The sequence below is a fragment of the Streptomyces sp. P9(2023) genome, assembly GCF_032436795.1.
Taxonomy (GTDB): domain Bacteria; phylum Actinomycetota; class Actinomycetes; order Streptomycetales; family Streptomycetaceae; genus Streptomyces.
Window position 1 is genome coordinate 1 of the sequence record NZ_JAUPWM010000041.1, and the last position, 17,818, is coordinate 17,818.

A 17,818-nucleotide genomic window follows, 5' to 3' on the forward strand; every position below is an offset into this window, starting at 1 on the left:
CTCACCGACCCCTCGACGCACCCGGCCGGTGAACTCGTCCGGCTCTACCACGAGCGCTGGGAGATCGAGACCGCCTACGCGGAGCTGCTGACCGCCTACCAGGCGCTGCGGACCGCGATGACGGATGCCACCGACAGCGTCCCGGGCACCGACCCGGACCGGGCCGGATTCACCACCGCCCTCGCCGCCGCACGCGACCAGCTGGTCCTGGCCGCCGGTATCACCGCCGATAGCGTGACCGACCTCGTCGGAGCCATCGGCCGCAACGTGCTGGCCCACCTCCTGCCCGCCCGGCGGATCCGCACCAAAGACCGCATCGTCAAACGAGCGATCTCCAAATACAACGCACGCGGACCCGCCATCGACCGGACCACCTACAAAGCCACCATCAACATCACCATGCTCACGAGCAGCCCTTGACGCCCCGGCCCCGCCCTTAACTGAACGGCGTTGCTTCTAGACGTGCCGGCGCGGAATCGGGAGCGCGCGGCGAAAGCCGCGCCTCCCCACTGAGGCGTCGCCGCCATCGGGTGCTCACACGCGGGCGCTACCGGCCGGGCCGGTAGCGCCCGCACACGCGTGGCGCACGCCGCCCTCCATCTGGCGCCGTGCCCGGTGGCGGTCGTGCCGCACGGGTGATGTGGTGACCCCAGCGGCGCGGCGTGTTGACGGACCGCGTTGACGAGGTGTGTCGGCGGGATCGGGGCCGGAAAGTGTTATGACCGCCGCCCCGGCGGCTCTCCCCCGCGCCGGACCGTCCGGCGACCCCGGAGAAGAGAGCGGAGCCCATGCAGCACCATGACGCGCCCCAGCCCGACGAACAGCGGACCACCGGCGGTGGGCGCCACCGCAGAGGCGGGGGTGCGGGCCGTCCTGCCCGCCGGGCGCTGTCCTTCCGTACCGCGGTCACCCTCGCGGGTACGGTGACGGTCGTCCTCACGGTGGCCACCGGGGCGTACGTGGCGTCCCTGGCGCCGGGGAGCCCGTCCGGGGCGGGCACCCGTTCGGACGCGGCCAGCCTGACGAACGTGGCGCCCCTCGTCGAGAGGTCCGTGCCGCCGCCCGCCGCACCCCCGACGAAGGCCGCCTCACCCGCGCAGGCGCCCGCCCCGGAGAAGCCCGCCGCCCTGGCGCCCAAGTCGTCCGGCGGCGGGAAGGTCGGGCGGTACATCGACCAGGTCGTCGCTCTCGCCAACACCGAGCGGGAGAAGGCCGGTTGTGCGCCGCTGCGCGCCGAGGGCCGACTGGGCGAGTCGGCGCAGGCGCACGCGGACGACATGGCGGACCGCGACTACTACGACCACAACACGCCTGAGGGCAAGGACGCGGGCGACCGGATCACGGCGGCCGGCTACCCGTGGTCGAGCTGGGCGGAGAACATCCACCGCGGCCCGAAGACCCCCGCGCGGGCGATGGAGGACTGGATGGACAGCGGCGGCCACCGGCGCAACATCCTCAACTGTTCGTTCAAGGACATCGGCGTCGGGGTGACGTTGACGGCCAACGGACCGTGGTGGGTGCAGAACTTCGGCACCCGGCGCTGATCCGGCCCGCCCGGCCGCCGGTGCGAGTTCAGGACGCGGGGGCCGCCAGCTTCTGCACCCAGACCGTGCCGTCGGGCCCGGGCACGGCGGCGACGCCGGTGTCGCGGTATCCGCAGTCCAGCATGTTCCGCTCGTGCATCGCGCCGTCCATCCAGCCGTCGAAGGTCGCGGCCGGGTCGGCGCTGCCGCGCGCGAGGTTCTCGGCCCAAGCGGACCAGGCGTATCCGGCCGCCGAGATCCGCTTGTCGGCGAACCGGCCCTCGGGACTGCTGTGCGCGTAGTAGCCGCGCCGCACCATGTCCCGGGCGTAGGCGCGGGCCGCCCCGGCGAGCCGGGGGTCGGTCCGCAGGGGCGGGCAACCCGCCTCCGCCCGCCGCTGGTTGACCAGCCGGGTCAGCCGCTCCTCAGCGGAGACGGCGGCCGTACGCGCCGGCGTGGGCGTCGGGGTCGGAGTGGCGGTGGGCGTGGGGGTGGGCGTGGGGGTGGGGGTCGGGGTGGTACGGCTGGGCCGGGGTGCGGTCGTCGGCGCCGGGGGCGCCGCCACGGGCGCGGCGGGCGCGGGCTCGCGCGCCTCCGGCTCGGACGGTACGAGGAGGATGACCGCGCCGAGTACGCCGACGGCCACCGCCCCCGCTGCCCAGGCCCGCCGCAGCGAGGCCCCAGCACCACCCGTCCCGAGCCCGCCCACATCGGCTGACTGGGTCCCCAGGCTGCCGGGGCTCCCGTCGGCCGCGACGGTGTCCGCCGCCCAGGCCGCCGTCTGGCTCTCCGGGCTCGCCGCGGCCCGGAGCAGCAGCGGGGGCACGAGGCCGAGGCCCACCAGGAGGGCTTCGGCCGGGGCGTGGTCGGCGCGGGCGGGGACGCAGCGGGCGCAGTGCGCCGTGTGGCGGGCGAGGCGCTTGCGCCAGAGCGGGGAGGGGCGGCCGTCCCAGTCGGCGGTCAGCCCGGCCAGCTCCGCACAGAGCGGCCGCGTGGCCAGCGCTCGTACGACCGTCCGGCCCGTCTCCAGGCGCTCCTTCATCCGCTGGACGCGGACGGCGGCGTGGGCCGGGGTGATCTCCAGGGCTTCCGCCAGCTCGGCGCGGCCGAGTTCGCCGCCGGTCTCCAGCCACCACAGGGCGAGCACGTCGCGGTCGCCGTCGTCGAGCCAGCGGGTGGCCTCGGCGACCTCGCGCCGCTGACCGGAGAGGCCGAGCCGGAGGATGGTCAGGTCGACGAAGTCACCGTTGGGGTCGGCCAGCTCGGTCGCCCGGTCGAGGCCGGGGACGGGGCCGTGCTGCCGTTCGTGCCAGCGGCGTCGGATCTGGTTCATCGCGATGGCCACGAGCCAGGACCGGAAGCGGGCGGGGTCGCGCAGTCCGGGCAGGCCGTCGAGGGCGCGGACCATCGTCTCCTGGACGACGTCGTCCACGTCCGCGTGCCCGTCGAGCGCGCGGCCGACGATGTTGTAGACCAGCGGAAGGTACGCGCGGACGAGCCGCTCACCGGCGTGCGTGTCTCCCGCCGCGGCCGCGGCCACCAGTGCGGCCGTGCCGCGCTCGTCGCTGTGCATGTGCCTTGCTCCCTCGTCCTGGCCTCTGACCGTCCCCGCCTTGAGGAGACCCGTGGGAGCGGGCGGGATAACACTTTGCGGCCGGCACTTCTGCGCCGACGCTTCTAGGCGGGTGGGTGGGGCAGGTACGGCACGGTCGCCGCCTGCCCTGCCCGTACCGCTTCGACCGCGGCCTCGTGGAGTTCGCGGCTCTCCGCCTCGGAGGAGCACGGGACCGGACTGCCCGCCATGGTGAACCAGTCGGATGCGCCGGTGTACTGCACGGCTACGCGTGCTTCGCCATCTGCCCAGGTGGTGTGAACGGTCATGTCGCCCGTGACCGTACCGACCTCGTCGGTGAGTACCCCACCTCGCCCGGTGTAGACGCCGGGGGTCGTCCATGATGCCCAGCTCATCCATCCAGGTTCACACCCGGATGCCACATCCGCCACCGACGGGACCGCCCCGGCCGGAGGAATTCCGGCCGGGGCGGAACAGCTGTCGCGCCGGTGTCAGGCGAGGGACGCGATGGCCTCGTTGAAGGTGGCGGACGGGCGCATCACGGCCGCGGCCTTGGCCGGGTCGGGCTGGTAGTAGCCGCCGATGTCGACCGGGGAGCCCTGGACCGCGTTGAGCTCGGAGACGATGGTCTCCTCGCGCTCGGTCAGGGTCTTGGCGAGGCCGGCGAAGGCCTCCGCGAGCTGCGCGTCGTCGGTCTGCTTGGCCAGCTCCTGGGCCCAGTACAGGGCCAGGTAGAAGTGGCTGCCGCGGTTGTCGATACCACCGACGCGACGGGTCGGCGACTTGTCCTCGTTGAGGAAGGTGCCGGTGGCGCGGTCGAGGGTGTCGGCCAGGACCTGGGCGCGGGCGTTGCCCGTGGTGGTGGCCAGGTGCTCGAAGCTGGCGGCCAGGGCGAAGAACTCGCCGAGGGAGTCCCAGCGGAGGTAGTTCTCCTTGACGAGCTGCTGGACGTGCTTCGGGGCGGAGCCGCCGGCGCCGGTCTCGAAGAGGCCGCCGCCCGCCATCAGCGGGACGACCGACAGCATCTTGGCGCTGGTGCCCAGCTCCAGGATCGGGAAGAGGTCGGTCAGGTAGTCACGCAGGACGTTGCCGGTGACGGAGATGGTGTCCTCGCCGCGGCGGATGCGCTCCAGGGAGAACGTCGTCGCCTCGACCGGAGCGAGGATCTTGATGTCCAGGCCCTCGGTGTCGTGCTCGGCCAGGTACGCGTTGACCTTGGCGATGAGCTGGGCGTCGTGGGCGCGGGTCTCGTCCAGCCAGAAGACGGCCGGGGAGCCGGTGGCGCGGGCGCGGGTGACGGCGAGCTTGACCCAGTCCTGGATCGGCAGGTCCTTGGTCTGGCAGGCGCGGAAGATGTCGCCCTCGGCGACCTCCTGCTCCAGGACCACGTTGCCCGCGGTGTCCACGAGGCGGACGGTGCCGGCCGTGGCGATCTCGAAGGTCTTGTCGTGGGAGCCGTACTCCTCGGCCTTCTGCGCCATGAGGCCGACGTTCGGGACGGAGCCCATGGTCGACGGGTCGAAGGCGCCGTTCGCGCGGCAGTCGTCGAGGACGGCCTGGTAGACACCGGAGTAGCTGCTGTCCGGGAGGACGGCGAGGGTGTCGGCTTCCTGGCCGTCCGGGCCCCACATGTGGCCGGAGGTGCGGATCATGGCCGGCATCGAGGCGTCGACGATGACGTCGGACGGCACGTGCAGGTTGGTGATGCCCTTGTCGGAGTCGACCATGGCGAGGGCCGGGCCCTCGGCGATCTCGGCCTGGAAGGAGGCGATGATCTCCTCGCCGAGGTGGGGGACCTTCTCCAGGCCCTTGAGGATGGTGCCGAGGCCGTCGTTGGGGGACAGACCGGCGGCGACCAGGACCTCGCCGTACTTCGCGAAGGTGGCCGGGAAGAAGGCGCGCACCACGTGGCCGAAGATGATCGGGTCGGAGACCTTCATCATCGTGGCCTTGAGGTGCACGGAGAAGAGCACGTTCTCGGCCTTGGCGCGCGCGATCTGCTCGCCGAGGAAGGTACGCAGGGCGGCGACGTGCATGACCGAGGCGTCGACGACCTCGCCGGCGAGGACGGGGACGGACTCGCGCAGCACGGTGGTGGTGCCGTCGGCGGCGACGTGCTCGATGCGGAGCGTGCCGTCCTCGGCGACGACCGTGGACTTCTCGGTGGAGCGGAAGTCGTTCTCGCCCATGGTGGCGACGTTGGTCTTGGAGTCGGCCGACCAGGCGCCCATGCGGTGCGGGTGCGTCTTGGCGTAGTTCTTGACCGAGGCGGGGGCGCGACGGTCGGAGTTGCCCTCGCGCAGGACCGGGTTGACGGCGCTGCCCTTGACCTTGTCGTAACGGGCGCGGACGTCCTTGTCCTCGTCGGTCTGCGGGTCGTCCGGGTAGTCCGGGAGGGCGTAGCCCTGCGCCTGGAGCTCGGCGATCGCGGCCTTCAGCTGCGGGATGGACGCCGAGATGTTCGGCAGCTTGATGATGTTGGCCTCGGGCGTCTTGGCGAGCGCGCCGAGCTCGGCGAGGGCGTCCTCGATGCGCTGGCCCTCTTCGAGACGCTCGGGGAAGCCGGCGATGATGCGGCCCGCCAGGGAGATGTCACGGGTCTCGACATTGACCCCGGCCGTCGAGGCGTAGGCCTGGATCACGGGCAGGAACGAGTACGTCGCCAGGGCGGGCGCCTCGTCAGTGTGGGTGTAGATGATGGTCGAGTCAGTCACCGGGTGTGCTCCGCTCCACGTCTGCGTCTGCGAGATTGCTCGACATCAAGATATCTCGTGATCGCCCTCGGTGGGAAAGGGCCCTGCCTGCTCGGTGACGAGGGTGCCGGTGAGCCGGTACGGGGTGGGGCAGGCGCCCAGGTCGACGCGGCGGAGCAGGGCGAGCAGCAGGAGCGCGGCGGCCGCGCCCGCCCCGGCGGCGAGGGCGTGTCCTGCCTGGTAGGCGACGCGTGGGGCGGACGGGTCGGTGGGGTCGAGGACGAACATCGAGTCGACCAGGAGGAGGCTCCCCAGGCCGAGGCCGCCGAGGGCGACGAGCGACAGGGGCACCAGGACGAAGAGGGTGCGCAGCGGGAAGCGGCGCGGGCGGGCGGGGGCGACCTTGCCCCGGCGGGCGAGCAGTGCGAGGAATCCGCACGCCACGGCGAGGACGAGGAGGTCGGCGCCGATCGCGTCGCTGGGCCGGTGCCAGCCGGCGGCGACGGTGTAGGCGCCCACGGCCGTGGCCCACAGGGCGCAGAGGCCGACGGCGAGGCCGCGGGCCCGGTACGGGACGACGAGCACGAGCCCGAACATCACGCTCATCGCGATCGTGGTGTGTCCGCTCGGGAAGCTGTTCTGCGTCAGGTGCGGGGGCGCCTCGACCAGGTCGGGGCGGACCAGGAGGTAGCGCTTGAGCACCTCGGCCAGGAACAGCGAGACGGCGACGGTGCCGAGCGCGGCCACCGTGAGCGCGTACCGGCGGCGGATCATCCCGATGGCGGTCAGGACGAGCAGGGCGACGGCGAGGGAGTAGACGGTGATGTGCTGGAGGGTCCGGTTCGCCTCGTGGGCGGCGGCCAGCGTCTCGTCGGTCAGCCTGCCGGTGAGGACGGCGTTCTCCCAGCGCTGCCCGGTCGCGGTCAGGACGAGCCCGGCGTAGACGACCGCCATGAGCAGGACCGAGCCGAGGCAGGCGCGCCGGGTCCGTTTGCGGACGCGGGCGCTGAAGGAGTCGGCCGCTTCCCCGGCGACGGCGGCGTACCACCAGGTGCCGGTCTCCAGCGGCTGCGCGCGACCGTCGGTGCGGAGCCTGTCGTAGGGAGCCATGCTCCGATTCGAACCCGGCGCGGTCCGTTGCGCCCGCTGGACGCACCCGAACGAATCGCCGAGCGGTCGTTCCGGGGCGGGCGGCGCCGGTGATCAACCGGCGACCTGTGAAGGTCAGGGGTGCGCGGCCGCGCGGCCGGCGGGTGAGCGGGCGTGGCGGCGGGTGCCGAAGAGGGTGAAGGCGGTGTTCACCAGGGCGACGTGGCTGAGCGCCTGGGGCGTGTTGCCCAGCTGACGGCCCGCGTGCGGGTCCCACTCCTCGGCGAGCAGTCCGACGTCGTTGCGGACGTCGAGGACCCGCTCGAAGGCGGTACGGGCGTCGGTCGGACGCCCCGTCATCGCCAGGGCGTCCGCATACCAGAACGTACAGGCCAGGAAGGCCCCTTCGGCGCCGTCCAGGCCGTCCACCTCGTGCACCTCGCCGTTTCCGACGTCCGCGTACCGGCGTAGGAATCCGCGGTCGTCGAGCCGGCCCATCGCCTCGACCGTGCTCAGGACACGCGGGTCGGACGGGGGGAGGAAGCCGAGCCGGGGGATCAGCAGCGCCGTCGCGTCGATGCGCCGGGCTCCGTAGTACTGCACGAACGACTGCTGTTCGTCGCTCCAGCCCCGCGCGCACACCTCGTCGCGCAGTTCGCGACGCATGGCCTGCCAGCGCTGGACGGAGGTACGCAGGCCGGCGACGCGGGCCAGGCGCACGGCGCGGTCGGCGGCGACCCACGCCATGATCTTGGAGTGGACGAAGTGGCGGCGCGGGCCGCGCACTTCCCAGATACCCTCGTCCGGCTCCTTCCGGCGCTTCTCCACGTACTCCAGGAGTGAGGCCATCAGGCTCCAGAGGTGCGGGTCGATGGCGACTCCGGCTCGGACGGCCGAGTAGATGGTGTTCAACACCTCGCCGTAGATGTCCAGTTGGAACTGGTCGACGGCCGCGTTGCCGAACCGGACCGGCCTGGAACCCTCGTAGCCGGGCAGCCAGTCGGCGCGTACCTCGGGGAGGTTGCGCTGACCGGCCACGCCGTAGAGCGGCTGGAGGTCGGCGGGGTCGCCCGCGACGGCGCGGACGAGCCAGTCCTTCCAGGCGAGCGCCTCGCGTCGGTATCCGCTGCGCAGGAGGCAGGACAGGGTGAAGGTGGAGTCGCGCAGCCAGCAGAATCGATAGTCCCAATTCCGCTCTCCCCCGATGCGTTCGGGGAGCGAGGCGGTGGCCGCGGCGATGACGCCGCCGGTCGGTTCGTAGGTGAGTGCTTTGAGGGTGACGAGCGATCGGATCACGGCCTCGCGAAAGGGGCCTTCGTACTGGAATTGTGAGGTCCATTCATCCCAGAAGGCGAGCGTGCGGGCCAATTCCCCTGCCACGTCGGGCGCCGGAGGCGGCGCGGAATGGGAAGGGCTCCAGCCGAGGACGAAGGAGACACGCTGACCGGCCGTCACCGACACGTCGAGCGAGGTGCATTCGTCGGTGACGCTGATCTCGGTGCCCGGTCCGCACCGCAGATAGGCGGCGTCCGGACCGGCCACGGTCGCGACCGTACGCCGGTCGAGCGATCGCGACCAGGGAACCACGCTGCCGTTGTTGAAACGCATCCGCAACTCGCCGTGCAGGTCGACGCGTCCGGAGACGCCCTCGACCAACCGGATGATCTGCGGCGCCCGTTCGCGCGGGGGCATGAAGTCGATGATGCGCACGGCGCCGGAGACGGATTCCCAGACCGACTCCAGGACGAGCGAATCACCTCGGTAACTCCGGCGATTGCACGGGCGATTTCCGACCGGCGCGAGACTCCATTTTCCGTGGGACTCGTCCCCGAGGATGGCCGCGAAACAGGCGGGCGAGTCGAATCGGGGTGCGCACCACCAGTCGACAGCACCATCCGTCCCGATGAGTGCAGCCGTCTCCAGATCACCGATGAGGGCGTAGTCCTCAATTCGCCCTGCCATGAACGGATTGTATTCCTCTGAGGAATTTGGTGCACGGACGGAACGGTGAGGCCCTTGACGTCGCGGCATTCCGCGCAGGATGCTGAGAGTCGCTCCCGCGATTCTGGAGAAAGCCGTACCAATGGGTAACGGGCCACATCCGATGCGCCGGTCGACCGACCGTTCACCCGACGCGGACACCCGCACGGTGAGTCTGGTGATTCCGGTGCGTCCCGGAGACCGCGACACCGGCCGGCTGCTCGAACAGGTACCGGCCGACGTTCGTGAGGTGGTCCTGGTCGGGCACGCGGGCGGCGCATCGGCGCCGGACGCCGGCAGCGACCCGGTCACCGACACGAGCGGTGCCCTCGCCTCCGTGACCGTGCGCAGGCTCGGGCCGTGGAACTGCGCGGCGGGCGACATCCCGCACGCGGGGCTGCTCGCCGCCACCGGCGAGCACATCGTGCTGATGGGGGCCGACGGCAGCATGTCGCCGAAGGAGATCCCGCACTACCTGCACTATCTGGACAGCGGGTACGACTTCGTCAAGGGCTCGCGCTTCATCGCCGGCGGCGACTTCGCCGACTACCCGCTCCTGCGGAGGCTCGGCCACAACGCGCTGCTGCGGATCGCGCGGCAGCTCTACGGTCAGCATCTGACCGACCTCTGGTACGGCTTCTGCGCCTTCCGCCGCGGCTTCGTCGACCTCCTCGACCTGCGGGAGGACGGGGTGGAGCTGGGCGCCGAGCTGGTCACCCACGCCCTGCACTACGGGCTGCGCATCGCCGAGGTGCCGAGTCTCGAACTGCCGCGACGCCACGGCCTGTCGCACGCCCGCACGGTCCGTGACGGTGCGCGCATCCTGGGCGGGCTGCTCGACGAGCGCCCGCACAACGCGCTGCACCGCTTGGCGCCGTCGCCGCGTCTCGCGGGTCGAGCGGAACGGGTCGACCACGCTTGACGGATCAGATATACGATGCTAACGGTTGAAGTCAGGCATTTTTCACGCATGACAGACCCTTGGCAGGGTCGGTTGCCGGAAGAAGCTCCCCGTGAGGTCACATCCGATCGGCAGGACACCGGCGGCACCCGCTCCGCATCCGCTGAGACGGGTGACCGACTGGCCCTCCGCCGAGTCCCGGCGCCGTAGCCCGAGCGTCCCGGCCCACCGCCCCACGTCCCATCCCGGACGGCGGGCGACCGACCGGCTCCTGCCCACGGCCCGCACCTGCCGTTCCGCCGTACGCCGCCCGCGGGCGACCGCCCGGCGCCGGCGTTCCCGTACCGTCCGCGCCCGCGCCGCGCACAACCGACGCGGCAGCGGCTCACACGGCTCCCCCTCGGAACCCGCCGGACACCCCGAACGCACGGGACCTGTCGAACCCGCAGGACATCCCTGTCCCACGGGCCCTCCGCCGGTGAGCGCGGCAGCCGACCACGACTCTCCGCAGGGGATGCGGCCATGACGACCGCCGGCCCCGTCGCCATGCGCGCGCCCGTCCTCCACGACGAGGTCAGGCCGGTGCACGGGGCGCGCTGGATCGCCACCGCGGCGCTGTGGCGGTTCTTCCCCCGCCGGGGCGCCCCCGACCCCGACGAGAACGGGCGGGACGGGACCGGCCCGGAGAATGTCGTCCCGCACGGGGCCGGGCCGCACGGCACGGAGCCGTACGACACCGACCAGGACCCCGAACGGGCCCTCCGCCTGCTCGTCGACGCCGTCTGGCGGGGCGACCCGCCGCCCGCGTCGGACGAGGACCTGGCGGCCGCGCTGGACGTCGCCCGCGGCAACCAGGTCGAGGGCCGACTCGCGCGGGCCTACTCCCGCCAACTGGCCACGACGCTCGACGCGGTGAGCGACGCCACCCGCCTCTTCCGGCGCAACCTCGTCGAGTCGACGGACCGACTGGGCGCGGCGGACATCCCCACGGTGCTCATCAAGGCCGACCTGTCCGGGGACCTCGTACACAGAAACTTCGACCTGGTCGTCCCCACGGACCGCTGGAAGGCCGCCCAGGAGGCGCTCCATGGCTGGTACGTGAAGCGGTCGACGCACTGGCTGGAGCGGTCCACCTCGGTGCTCCTGGAGCCGCCCGACGGCCCCCCGGCCCAGCTGCACACCTCGGTGGCCCGGTGCGGCGTTCCGGTCATGGCGACGGCCCGCCTCTTCGCCCACGCCGTCCCCGACCACGACGGCCGCGCCTGGCTCGTCCCCTGCCCCGCCGACCGGCTGAGAATCTGGCTGGCCCACGGACTGTTCCGGAACCAGTCGCTCGACCTGTCCGAACTCCTCGCGCTGCGCGATCTGCTGGCGCCCGAGGTCGTGGCCGAGGCGCGCACCCAGACCGCCCGGGAGGGCTGGTCCGCCGGTGGAGACCGGGTCCTGGACCTCGCGACCGAGGCGATGGCCGCGCTCGACCGGGGCGAGTACGTACGGCTCCCCCTACCGCTGCCCGTCACGACGTCGCTGCGCACCGGCGTGGAGCACGCCGGGCACCTGCTGACCCACGGGCGGGCCTCCACGGCGGCCCGCGAGGTCGCTCTGCGGGTGCCGCTCGTCGTCACCGAGCACCTGCGGAGGCGCACCTCATGAACGCGGCGCGGCCTCTCCTGATCGCGGTGTCCGGCCCCGACGGCGCGGGCAGGTCCTCGCTGGTCCGGCGCATGGCCGGGCTGCTGCGGCAGCGCGGCTTCGCGGTGACCACACTCCACTGCCACGGCTGCTTCCTGTGCCGTGGGTTCGGCTCTCCTCCACGGGTGAGGGATGAGGAGGAGACGGTACGGCGCCCTGACGATCCCACGCGCCGGGGATCGTGGGCGCGCCGTGCCCACGCCCTGCTCGACGCCGGTGACATGGCCGTGCGGACGCGTGCCACGCGGCGCGCGCTGTCGGCACGCACCCGAGGCCGTCCGGCTGTCGTCCTGACGGACGGCGGGCCGCTGGACGGGCTGGTCGCCTTCGGCTTTCCGCCCGGGCATCGGGTCTCCGACCGCCTCGCCCGGCTCGTCCGCCGCTACGACCTGACGCTGCTCGTGCAGACCGCTCCCGCCACAGCGCGGGGGCGCGGCGGGGAGCGGGCGGCCGGATCGCCGGCCGCGCGCTACCGCGCCTGGGCCTCGAGCCTGCCCCGGGTTGTACGGCTCGACGGCGAGCGTGCCCCGTCGCGGGTCGCGGCCGAGGCGCTGGAGCAGGTGCTCGACACCGTACGGACGCGGCGTTTCCCGGACGGCGGGGAGGGCGCGCGCCCGGCGCGGCGGATGCGGATCGTCGTCTCGATCTACGACGGCGCGGGCAACGCCGGCTACCGGGGCGGTGGCGCCCTGGTAGCCGAGAAGGTCGCCCGGCGGCTGTCGGACGACTTCGACGTGACGGTGGTGACGGACGGCAGACGCGGTGCTTCTCTCCGCCGTGACGGCATCCGTTACGTCTATCTCCCGGTCCGCTGGGCCGGTCCGCGCGCCGGGCAGCTGCTCTTCCTGACGCTGCTCCCCTTCCTGGCCCGCAGGCTTCCCCACGACGCGTGGCTGGAGAACTTCACCCCACCGTTCTCCACGAGCTTCCTGCCGCTGTTCTCCCGCGCACCGGTCGTCGGGATCGACCCGGGCCACAGCGCCGAGGCACTGTGGCGCCGCTACCACATCCCGTTCTTCCTGGTCGAGCGGCTCGGGCTGCGCTGCTACCGGCACATCGTGGTGATGAACGAGGCCGACGCCTCCGCGGTCCGGCGGCTCAGCTCCCGGGTGGACGTCCAGGTCATCGCCAACGGCATCGAGCAGCGGCAGATCGACGATGCCCGGATCGACGCGGGCGACTACATCCTCTTCCTGGGGCGGATCGACATCTGGGTCAACGGGCTCGACCTGCTCCTGGAGGCGTACCGGCGGAGCCGTCCTCCGCTCCCCCTGCTGCTGGCCGGCAGCGGTACGCAGGCGGAGGAACGCAAGCTGGCGGCGCTGCTCGCCGCGCACCCGGGCAGCGTCCGCTGGGTGGGGTTCGCCGGGGAGGGACTCAAGCGGGACCTCCTGCGGCACAGCGCCTTCCTGGTCATGCCGTCGCGCCACGAGACCTTCGGCCTGGTGGCGCTCGAAGCCATGTCGTACGGGAAGCCGATCCTCCACTTCGATCTGCCGGCGCTGCGGTGGATGCGCGACGGAGGCGATGTCGCCGTGCCGCCGTTCGACGTCGCCGCGCTGGGCGACCGGATGCGGATGCTGGCCTCCGACGAGCCGGCGCGGCGCGCCCTCGGGCGGCAGGCCGGGCAGGCGGCGCAGCACTACACGTGGGACGAGATGACGGGCCGGTACCTCGCCCTGACGCGCCGTCTGGTGGACGGTTCCGTCCGCGGGCGACGGCCGAGGAAGGACAGGAGGGGTGAGCCATGGCCGACGGCCCCCTGACCGCCGCGATCGCGTCGTGCCAGGCGGACGTGCTTCCGGCGCGGGACCATCCGGCTCGCGCCCGAGGTCTTCCTGATGCACCGAGGCGTTCCAGCCGCGGCGCCGCCGCCTGCGGGAGGCGGTCCGTGGGCTCACCCCGCACGCTCGCGCCCCCTGTCCCGTTCCCGGATCCCGTTCTCGGCCGGCCCGAACAGGGCCGCGACCGCCCGTGGGCACGAAGGCCGGCGGCCGACCCCGGACGTGGATCATGACCGTCAGCCCGCGGCCGCCGCGTGTCCTGCTCCTGACCAGCAGCCCGCTGGACGGCGCGGACGGCTCGGACGTGGCGCTGGCCAGGGACGTACTCGGAGCCCTGCCCGACATGGACTTCCTCTGGTTCTGCCAGTGGCCGGCGCGGCGCGGCCCGCCGCCGCCGCCCGTCGGCCGGGCGATCCGCCTCTGGTCCCCGGACGGCTCGCCGCACGCTCAGGTCCGCCTGCAGGCCGCGCTCGCCGGGGCCGTCGCGGCACGCCGCGCCGATCTGGTCCACGCGTTCGTGACGATCGGACGCGCCTTCCCGGCCTTCTCCTGGCTGCGCCCCCTGATGCTGGGGGCGCGACCGGTCGTCCACACCGTGCCGGGTGTGACGGATGCGCGGCTGCTCGCGAGGACCCGGCCGCTGGGGACGACGGTCGCGCTGTCGGAGTCGATGGCCCGGCGGCTGCGCGCCGCGAACTTCGGCGACGTCCGGGTGATCCCGCCCATGATCCGGCTGAGCGAGTGGCCCTTCCTGCCGCCCCCCGGGGGTGTGCCGACCGTCCTCTTCGCCGGCCGTCTCGATCCGCAGGGCGGCGCCGCGATCGCCGTCGAGGCGGCGGCGGAGGCGGCGCGGTCGGGGGCGCTGTTCCGGCTGGTCCTGGCCCTGCGCGGGCGGCCGGGGCAGAACACGACCGCGCTGCGGGAGGAGCTGAGGGAGCTGGCCGGGGCCGGGGGCCTGACCGACGTGGAGGTGCGGGGCTACGTCGACGACCTGCGTGCCCTGCTGGCCTCGGTGCACGTCCTGCTCTTCCCGCCGCCGGTGGTCGGCGGCACGGCGGACATCCCCCTCATGGTCCTGCGGGCGCTGGCCACCGGGCGGCCGGCCATCCTCAGCGACCTACCGCAGTTCGCCGACTTCGGGGACGCGGTTCTGCGTGCTCCCGCCGGTGACGCCCGCAGGACCGGGCAGCAACTGGCCTGGCTGCTCGAACAGCCGCGGGTCTGGGACATGCTCGCGGAACGCGGCCGGGCGACCGTCGAGGAATCCTTCGGACCCGAGCGGTTCGCGGCCCAGTACGGCGCTCTGTACCGGGAGTTGCTGACCTGAGGGGGCTCGTGATCGACAAGCACCTGGCCGGCGAGCCTTCCCCGTCACTTGACGCCGGGCACCAGACAGCGCAAAGTGTACGTATACGTCGTAAATGGGCGATGTTGGTCTACAGCGGATATTTCCGGCTGTACTTCGCGAGGCCGGAGTCCGCAGGGTGCCGTGCAGGCTCGGGGACGCGCGTGCTCTGAAATCCTCAGAACCCGTAAGGGTGTTCCACACGGAGTGACCTGCGATGAGCAGTCTGTCGGTTGTCATGCCCGCCTACAACGAGGCGCCCAATCTGCCCTCGGTGATCGCCGCTGTTCCCCTGTCGGAGCTGGCGGAAGCGGGTTGGGAGACGGAAGTGGTTGTCGTGGACAACGCGTCCACCGACGGAACGGGGGACGTTGCCCGTTCACTGGGGGCGCGTGTGGTCTCCCAGCCGGAGCGGGGTTACGGCAACGCCTACCACGCGGGGTTCGCGGCGGCGCGGGGGGACGTGATCGCCACCGGTGATGCCGACCGCACGTACCCGTTCGACGCACTGCCAGGGCTGCTCAAGGTCCTGGAGGCCTTGGACGTGGAGTTCTTGACGACGGATCGGCTCGGCCCCGGCAACCGCGATGCGATGCAGTCGACGCACTCCATGGGCAATCATGCGCTGAGCCTGGTGAGCCGCATGCTGTTCCGCAACGGACTGCACGACTCACAGTCGGGCATGTGGGTTTTCCGCCGCTACGTCTGGCAGAGCCTGGACGTCCGGTCGACGGGTATGGCGTTCTCTCAGGAGATCAAGAACGCGGCGACGGTCGCGGGGTGCCGTTGCCTGGAAGTCCCGATCGCGTACCGCGTACGCGGGGGTGAAGTGAAGCTGCACGCCCTCCACGACGGCACGGCGAACCTCTGCCAGCTCTTCGTGCACCGTTTCCGCCGCAGGAGCATGTCCGCCGCTCTCCCCGCGGGAGACCCGGCCCAAGCCTCCGAGGCCCTCACCGGCCGCGGTACGGCCGCCCTGTGAGGTTCGCATGATCACTCAACCGCTCCGCCGTCAGCCCGGCCGGGGACCTGACACCCGGCGTGGCGCCGCGCCGATCGCGTCCGAGCGGGTCACCGGCGAGCCGGTGCCGTTCGCGGCCCCTGGATTCAGCCTGGAGGCCGGGCAGGCGGTCCGTCGCATTCCGGCGGCGGGATGGCCGGACGACGGCACGGGGGTCGTGGAGTTCGAGCGCGAGTTCGCCGCGTACGTGCAAGCTCCCCATGCCGTGGCTATGGGCCACGGCATCGACGCGATCGAATGGTCGCTGCGTGCCCTGCGGCTGCCGCCGCGGAGCCGGGTCCTGCTGCCGGCCATGGCGCCGTGCGATGTGGCGTGGGCAGTCCTGCGCGCCGGACTGAGTCCGACACTCGCCGACGTCGACCCGGCGACGGCAATGCCGTCACCCGCAACCGTCGGCCGCGCGGTCCGCGGTTACGGGCGGCCGGCCGCGATGGTCGCCCTGCACTACGCGGGGACCATCGCGCCGGTGGCCGAGCTGGCCGAGGCGGCCGGTCTGCCGCTGCACCGCGTGGTCGAGGACGCCGCGCACGCGCTGGGCGCGTATGCGGACGGCCGCCCTGTCGGAGCGGGTTCACAAGCCGCCTGCTTCAGCTTCCACGCCACCATGAACCTGCCGGTGGGACAAGGCGGCATGGTGACGACGGGGGACGAGCGGCTCGCCGAGTGGATCCGCCACGCACGGCCCTACAGATCGCACGCCGCGTCCCGGCGGCTGCCGGGGCACGGCGGAGCGCGCCGCGCGGAGGAAGCCGCTCACAGCGCCTGCATGACCGATGCCCAGGCGGCGGTCGGACGCGCACAGCTGCCGCATCTGCGTGCCCGGCAGCGGCGGCGCGAGGTGATCGCGGCCCGCTACACGGCGGCCCTGCACCGGCTGCGCGGGCTGGAGTGTCCGGCGCCTCCCCGGAACGGCTGCCACGCCTGGCACCTCTACGTACTGCGCGTCCTGGAGGAGTTCGGGACGGAGAGGGACGACATGGTCGCCCTTCTGGCCGAGCGCGGCATCGGGACCGCCGTCCACTTCACACCGCTGCACCACATGGCGCGCTTCCGGCAGACCGTACAGCCTCCGCCTGACGGCCTGCCAGGGGCCGACTCCGTTTCCCGGCAGGTGCTGTCCTTGCCCATGTACCCGACGCTTCCGGAGACTTCCGTGGACCGCGTCTGCACGGAGATCACCCGGCTCGCCGGTCGCGTCGGCAGCCGGCGCCGGACCCCGCTCCGGCCGTCCCCCTGAACGGTCCTCCCCTACGTCTCCTCCACGCCTCCTCCACGCCTCCTCTACGCCTCCTCGCTCGTGAACCGGTCGAGCAGCGCGTCCAAGCCGGCGCTGAGGCCCGCGTAGCCGCCCCGCTCGGCGAGTGCGGGGGTGATCTCGCGCAGGGTGGGCAGTTCCTGCGCCGGCATGCGGTGCAGCCCGAGCCGGAACGAGGGATCGGTTTCCGCGGGGTTGTCCACCATCGCCCCCAGCTCTACTGACACGTATCCGAGGATCCAGGCCGTGACAGCACGGAAGGCGGCTGCGGTCTGGACCGGCCCGAGCCCCGCTGTCCTGAGCAGGGCGAGCATGCGCTCGTGACTCCTGAGGACCGCGATCGGCCGTTGCGCCAGGGGAACCGCCAGCATGCGGGTGGCGAGCAGGGGCACCACATGGGGGTGCCCGAGGCATGCCTGGTACGTGTGCCGCGCCATCCGGTGCAGTCCGGCCCTCCAGTCGGCGTCCGGGGCGGCCTGCGTGCGGTCGAGATTCTGTTCCAACTGCAGGTAGAGGGCCTCGACCAGCCCGTCGAGAAGGGCGTCCTTGCCGTTGGCGTAGCGGTACAGGGCCATGGCTTCCACGCCGAGTTCGGCGCCGAGGCGGCGCATGCTCAGTGCGGACAGGCCCTCTCGGTCGACGAGTTCCAGGGCCGCTGCCAGCACGACCTCCCGGCTGAGCCTGCCGCGGTGCCCGTGGTCGCCCGCCCGACGGGCAGGGCGGGCTTCCGAGTCCTGTGCCATGAGCGTTCCTCCTCACCACCCGACTCTATGGTGCACGGCCGAAAAGGGGCGGGGCCGCGCGGGAGACCTGCACTCGGCGTCTTGACTCCGACCGAGAGAGGGCACAGTATGGACGTATACGGCGTAAATAGACGAAGTCATCTTATGATGGATATCTTCCGCTGCGGGGCATCGCCCCCTCGGGAGGTCATGTGCGCCTTGCGTGCTCGGGGCAGTGTC

At 72.4% G+C, this 17,818-nt stretch carries 13 protein-coding genes and 1 pseudogene; 8 read left to right on the plus strand and 6 right to left on the minus strand.

Annotated elements, in window-relative coordinates; translation table 11 throughout:
• Nucleotides 1-420 (plus strand): annotated as a pseudogene (locus tag Q5762_RS31685) (transposase); the annotation flags it as partial.
• 368 nt (nucleotides 421-788) lie between these two features.
• A complete protein-coding gene (locus Q5762_RS31690) occupies nucleotides 789-1,544 on the plus strand; it encodes a CAP domain-containing protein (protein ID WP_315895717.1) in 756 nt (251 codons plus the stop codon).
• A 28-nt stretch (nucleotides 1,545-1,572) separates the two neighbouring features.
• Here Q5762_RS31690 and Q5762_RS31695 read toward each other — a convergent pair whose 3' ends face one another.
• From Q5762_RS31695 to Q5762_RS31715, 5 genes are all read right to left on the minus strand, one after another.
• Nucleotides 1,573-3,096: a sigma-70 family RNA polymerase sigma factor gene (locus Q5762_RS31695; RefSeq protein WP_315895718.1), complete on the minus strand. Its 1,524-nt coding sequence runs from the start codon at nucleotides 3,094-3,096 to the stop codon at nucleotides 1,573-1,575.
• 104 nt (nucleotides 3,097-3,200) lie between these two features.
• Nucleotides 3,201-3,491, minus strand: coding sequence for a hypothetical protein (locus Q5762_RS31700; protein WP_315895719.1), 291 nt, complete (start codon nucleotides 3,489-3,491; stop codon nucleotides 3,201-3,203).
• 96 nt (nucleotides 3,492-3,587) lie between these two features.
• Nucleotides 3,588-5,810, minus strand: coding sequence for an NADP-dependent isocitrate dehydrogenase (locus Q5762_RS31705; RefSeq protein WP_315895720.1), 2,223 nt, complete (start codon nucleotides 5,808-5,810; stop codon nucleotides 3,588-3,590).
• Between the two features lie 45 nt (nucleotides 5,811-5,855).
• Nucleotides 5,856-6,899: a phosphatase PAP2 family protein gene (locus Q5762_RS31710; protein WP_315895721.1), complete on the minus strand. Its 1,044-nt coding sequence runs from the start codon at nucleotides 6,897-6,899 to the stop codon at nucleotides 5,856-5,858.
• Between the two features lie 114 nt (nucleotides 6,900-7,013).
• A complete protein-coding gene (locus Q5762_RS31715; protein WP_315895722.1) occupies nucleotides 7,014-8,840 on the minus strand; it encodes a glycoside hydrolase family 15 protein in 1,827 nt (608 codons plus the stop codon).
• Between the two features lie 196 nt (nucleotides 8,841-9,036).
• Between Q5762_RS31715 and Q5762_RS31720 the strand changes: the two genes are divergently transcribed.
• The 6 genes from Q5762_RS31720 to Q5762_RS31745 all read left to right on the plus strand — a co-directional run bounded on the left by Q5762_RS31720 (nucleotide 9,037) and on the right by Q5762_RS31745 (nucleotide 16,838).
• Complete coding sequence (locus Q5762_RS31720; RefSeq protein WP_315895723.1) at nucleotides 9,037-9,780, plus strand: glycosyltransferase family 2 protein; 744 nt, start codon at nucleotides 9,037-9,039, stop codon at nucleotides 9,778-9,780.
• 501 nt (nucleotides 9,781-10,281) lie between these two features.
• Complete coding sequence (locus Q5762_RS31725) at nucleotides 10,282-11,412, plus strand: hypothetical protein (RefSeq protein WP_315895724.1); 1,131 nt, start codon at nucleotides 10,282-10,284, stop codon at nucleotides 11,410-11,412.
• Entirely contained in the window at nucleotides 11,409-13,217 is a 1,809-nt protein-coding gene (locus Q5762_RS31730; protein ID WP_315895725.1) for a glycosyltransferase, read from the plus strand. The genes Q5762_RS31725 and Q5762_RS31730 overlap by 4 nt, the downstream gene beginning before the upstream one ends.
• A gap of 247 nt (nucleotides 13,218-13,464) precedes the next feature.
• Nucleotides 13,465-14,562: a glycosyltransferase family 4 protein gene (locus Q5762_RS31735; RefSeq protein WP_315895726.1), complete on the plus strand. Its 1,098-nt coding sequence runs from the start codon at nucleotides 13,465-13,467 to the stop codon at nucleotides 14,560-14,562.
• A 235-nt stretch (nucleotides 14,563-14,797) separates the two neighbouring features.
• Complete coding sequence (locus tag Q5762_RS31740; RefSeq protein ID WP_315895727.1) at nucleotides 14,798-15,562, plus strand: glycosyltransferase family 2 protein; 765 nt, start codon at nucleotides 14,798-14,800, stop codon at nucleotides 15,560-15,562.
• 7 nt (nucleotides 15,563-15,569) lie between these two features.
• Entirely contained in the window at nucleotides 15,570-16,838 is a 1,269-nt protein-coding gene (locus tag Q5762_RS31745) for a DegT/DnrJ/EryC1/StrS family aminotransferase (RefSeq protein ID WP_315895728.1), read from the plus strand.
• 44 nt (nucleotides 16,839-16,882) lie between these two features.
• Here Q5762_RS31745 and Q5762_RS31750 read toward each other — a convergent pair whose 3' ends face one another.
• Nucleotides 16,883-17,599, minus strand: coding sequence for a TetR family transcriptional regulator (locus Q5762_RS31750; protein WP_315895729.1), 717 nt, complete (start codon nucleotides 17,597-17,599; stop codon nucleotides 16,883-16,885).
• Between the last annotated feature and the right edge of the window lie 219 nt (nucleotides 17,600-17,818).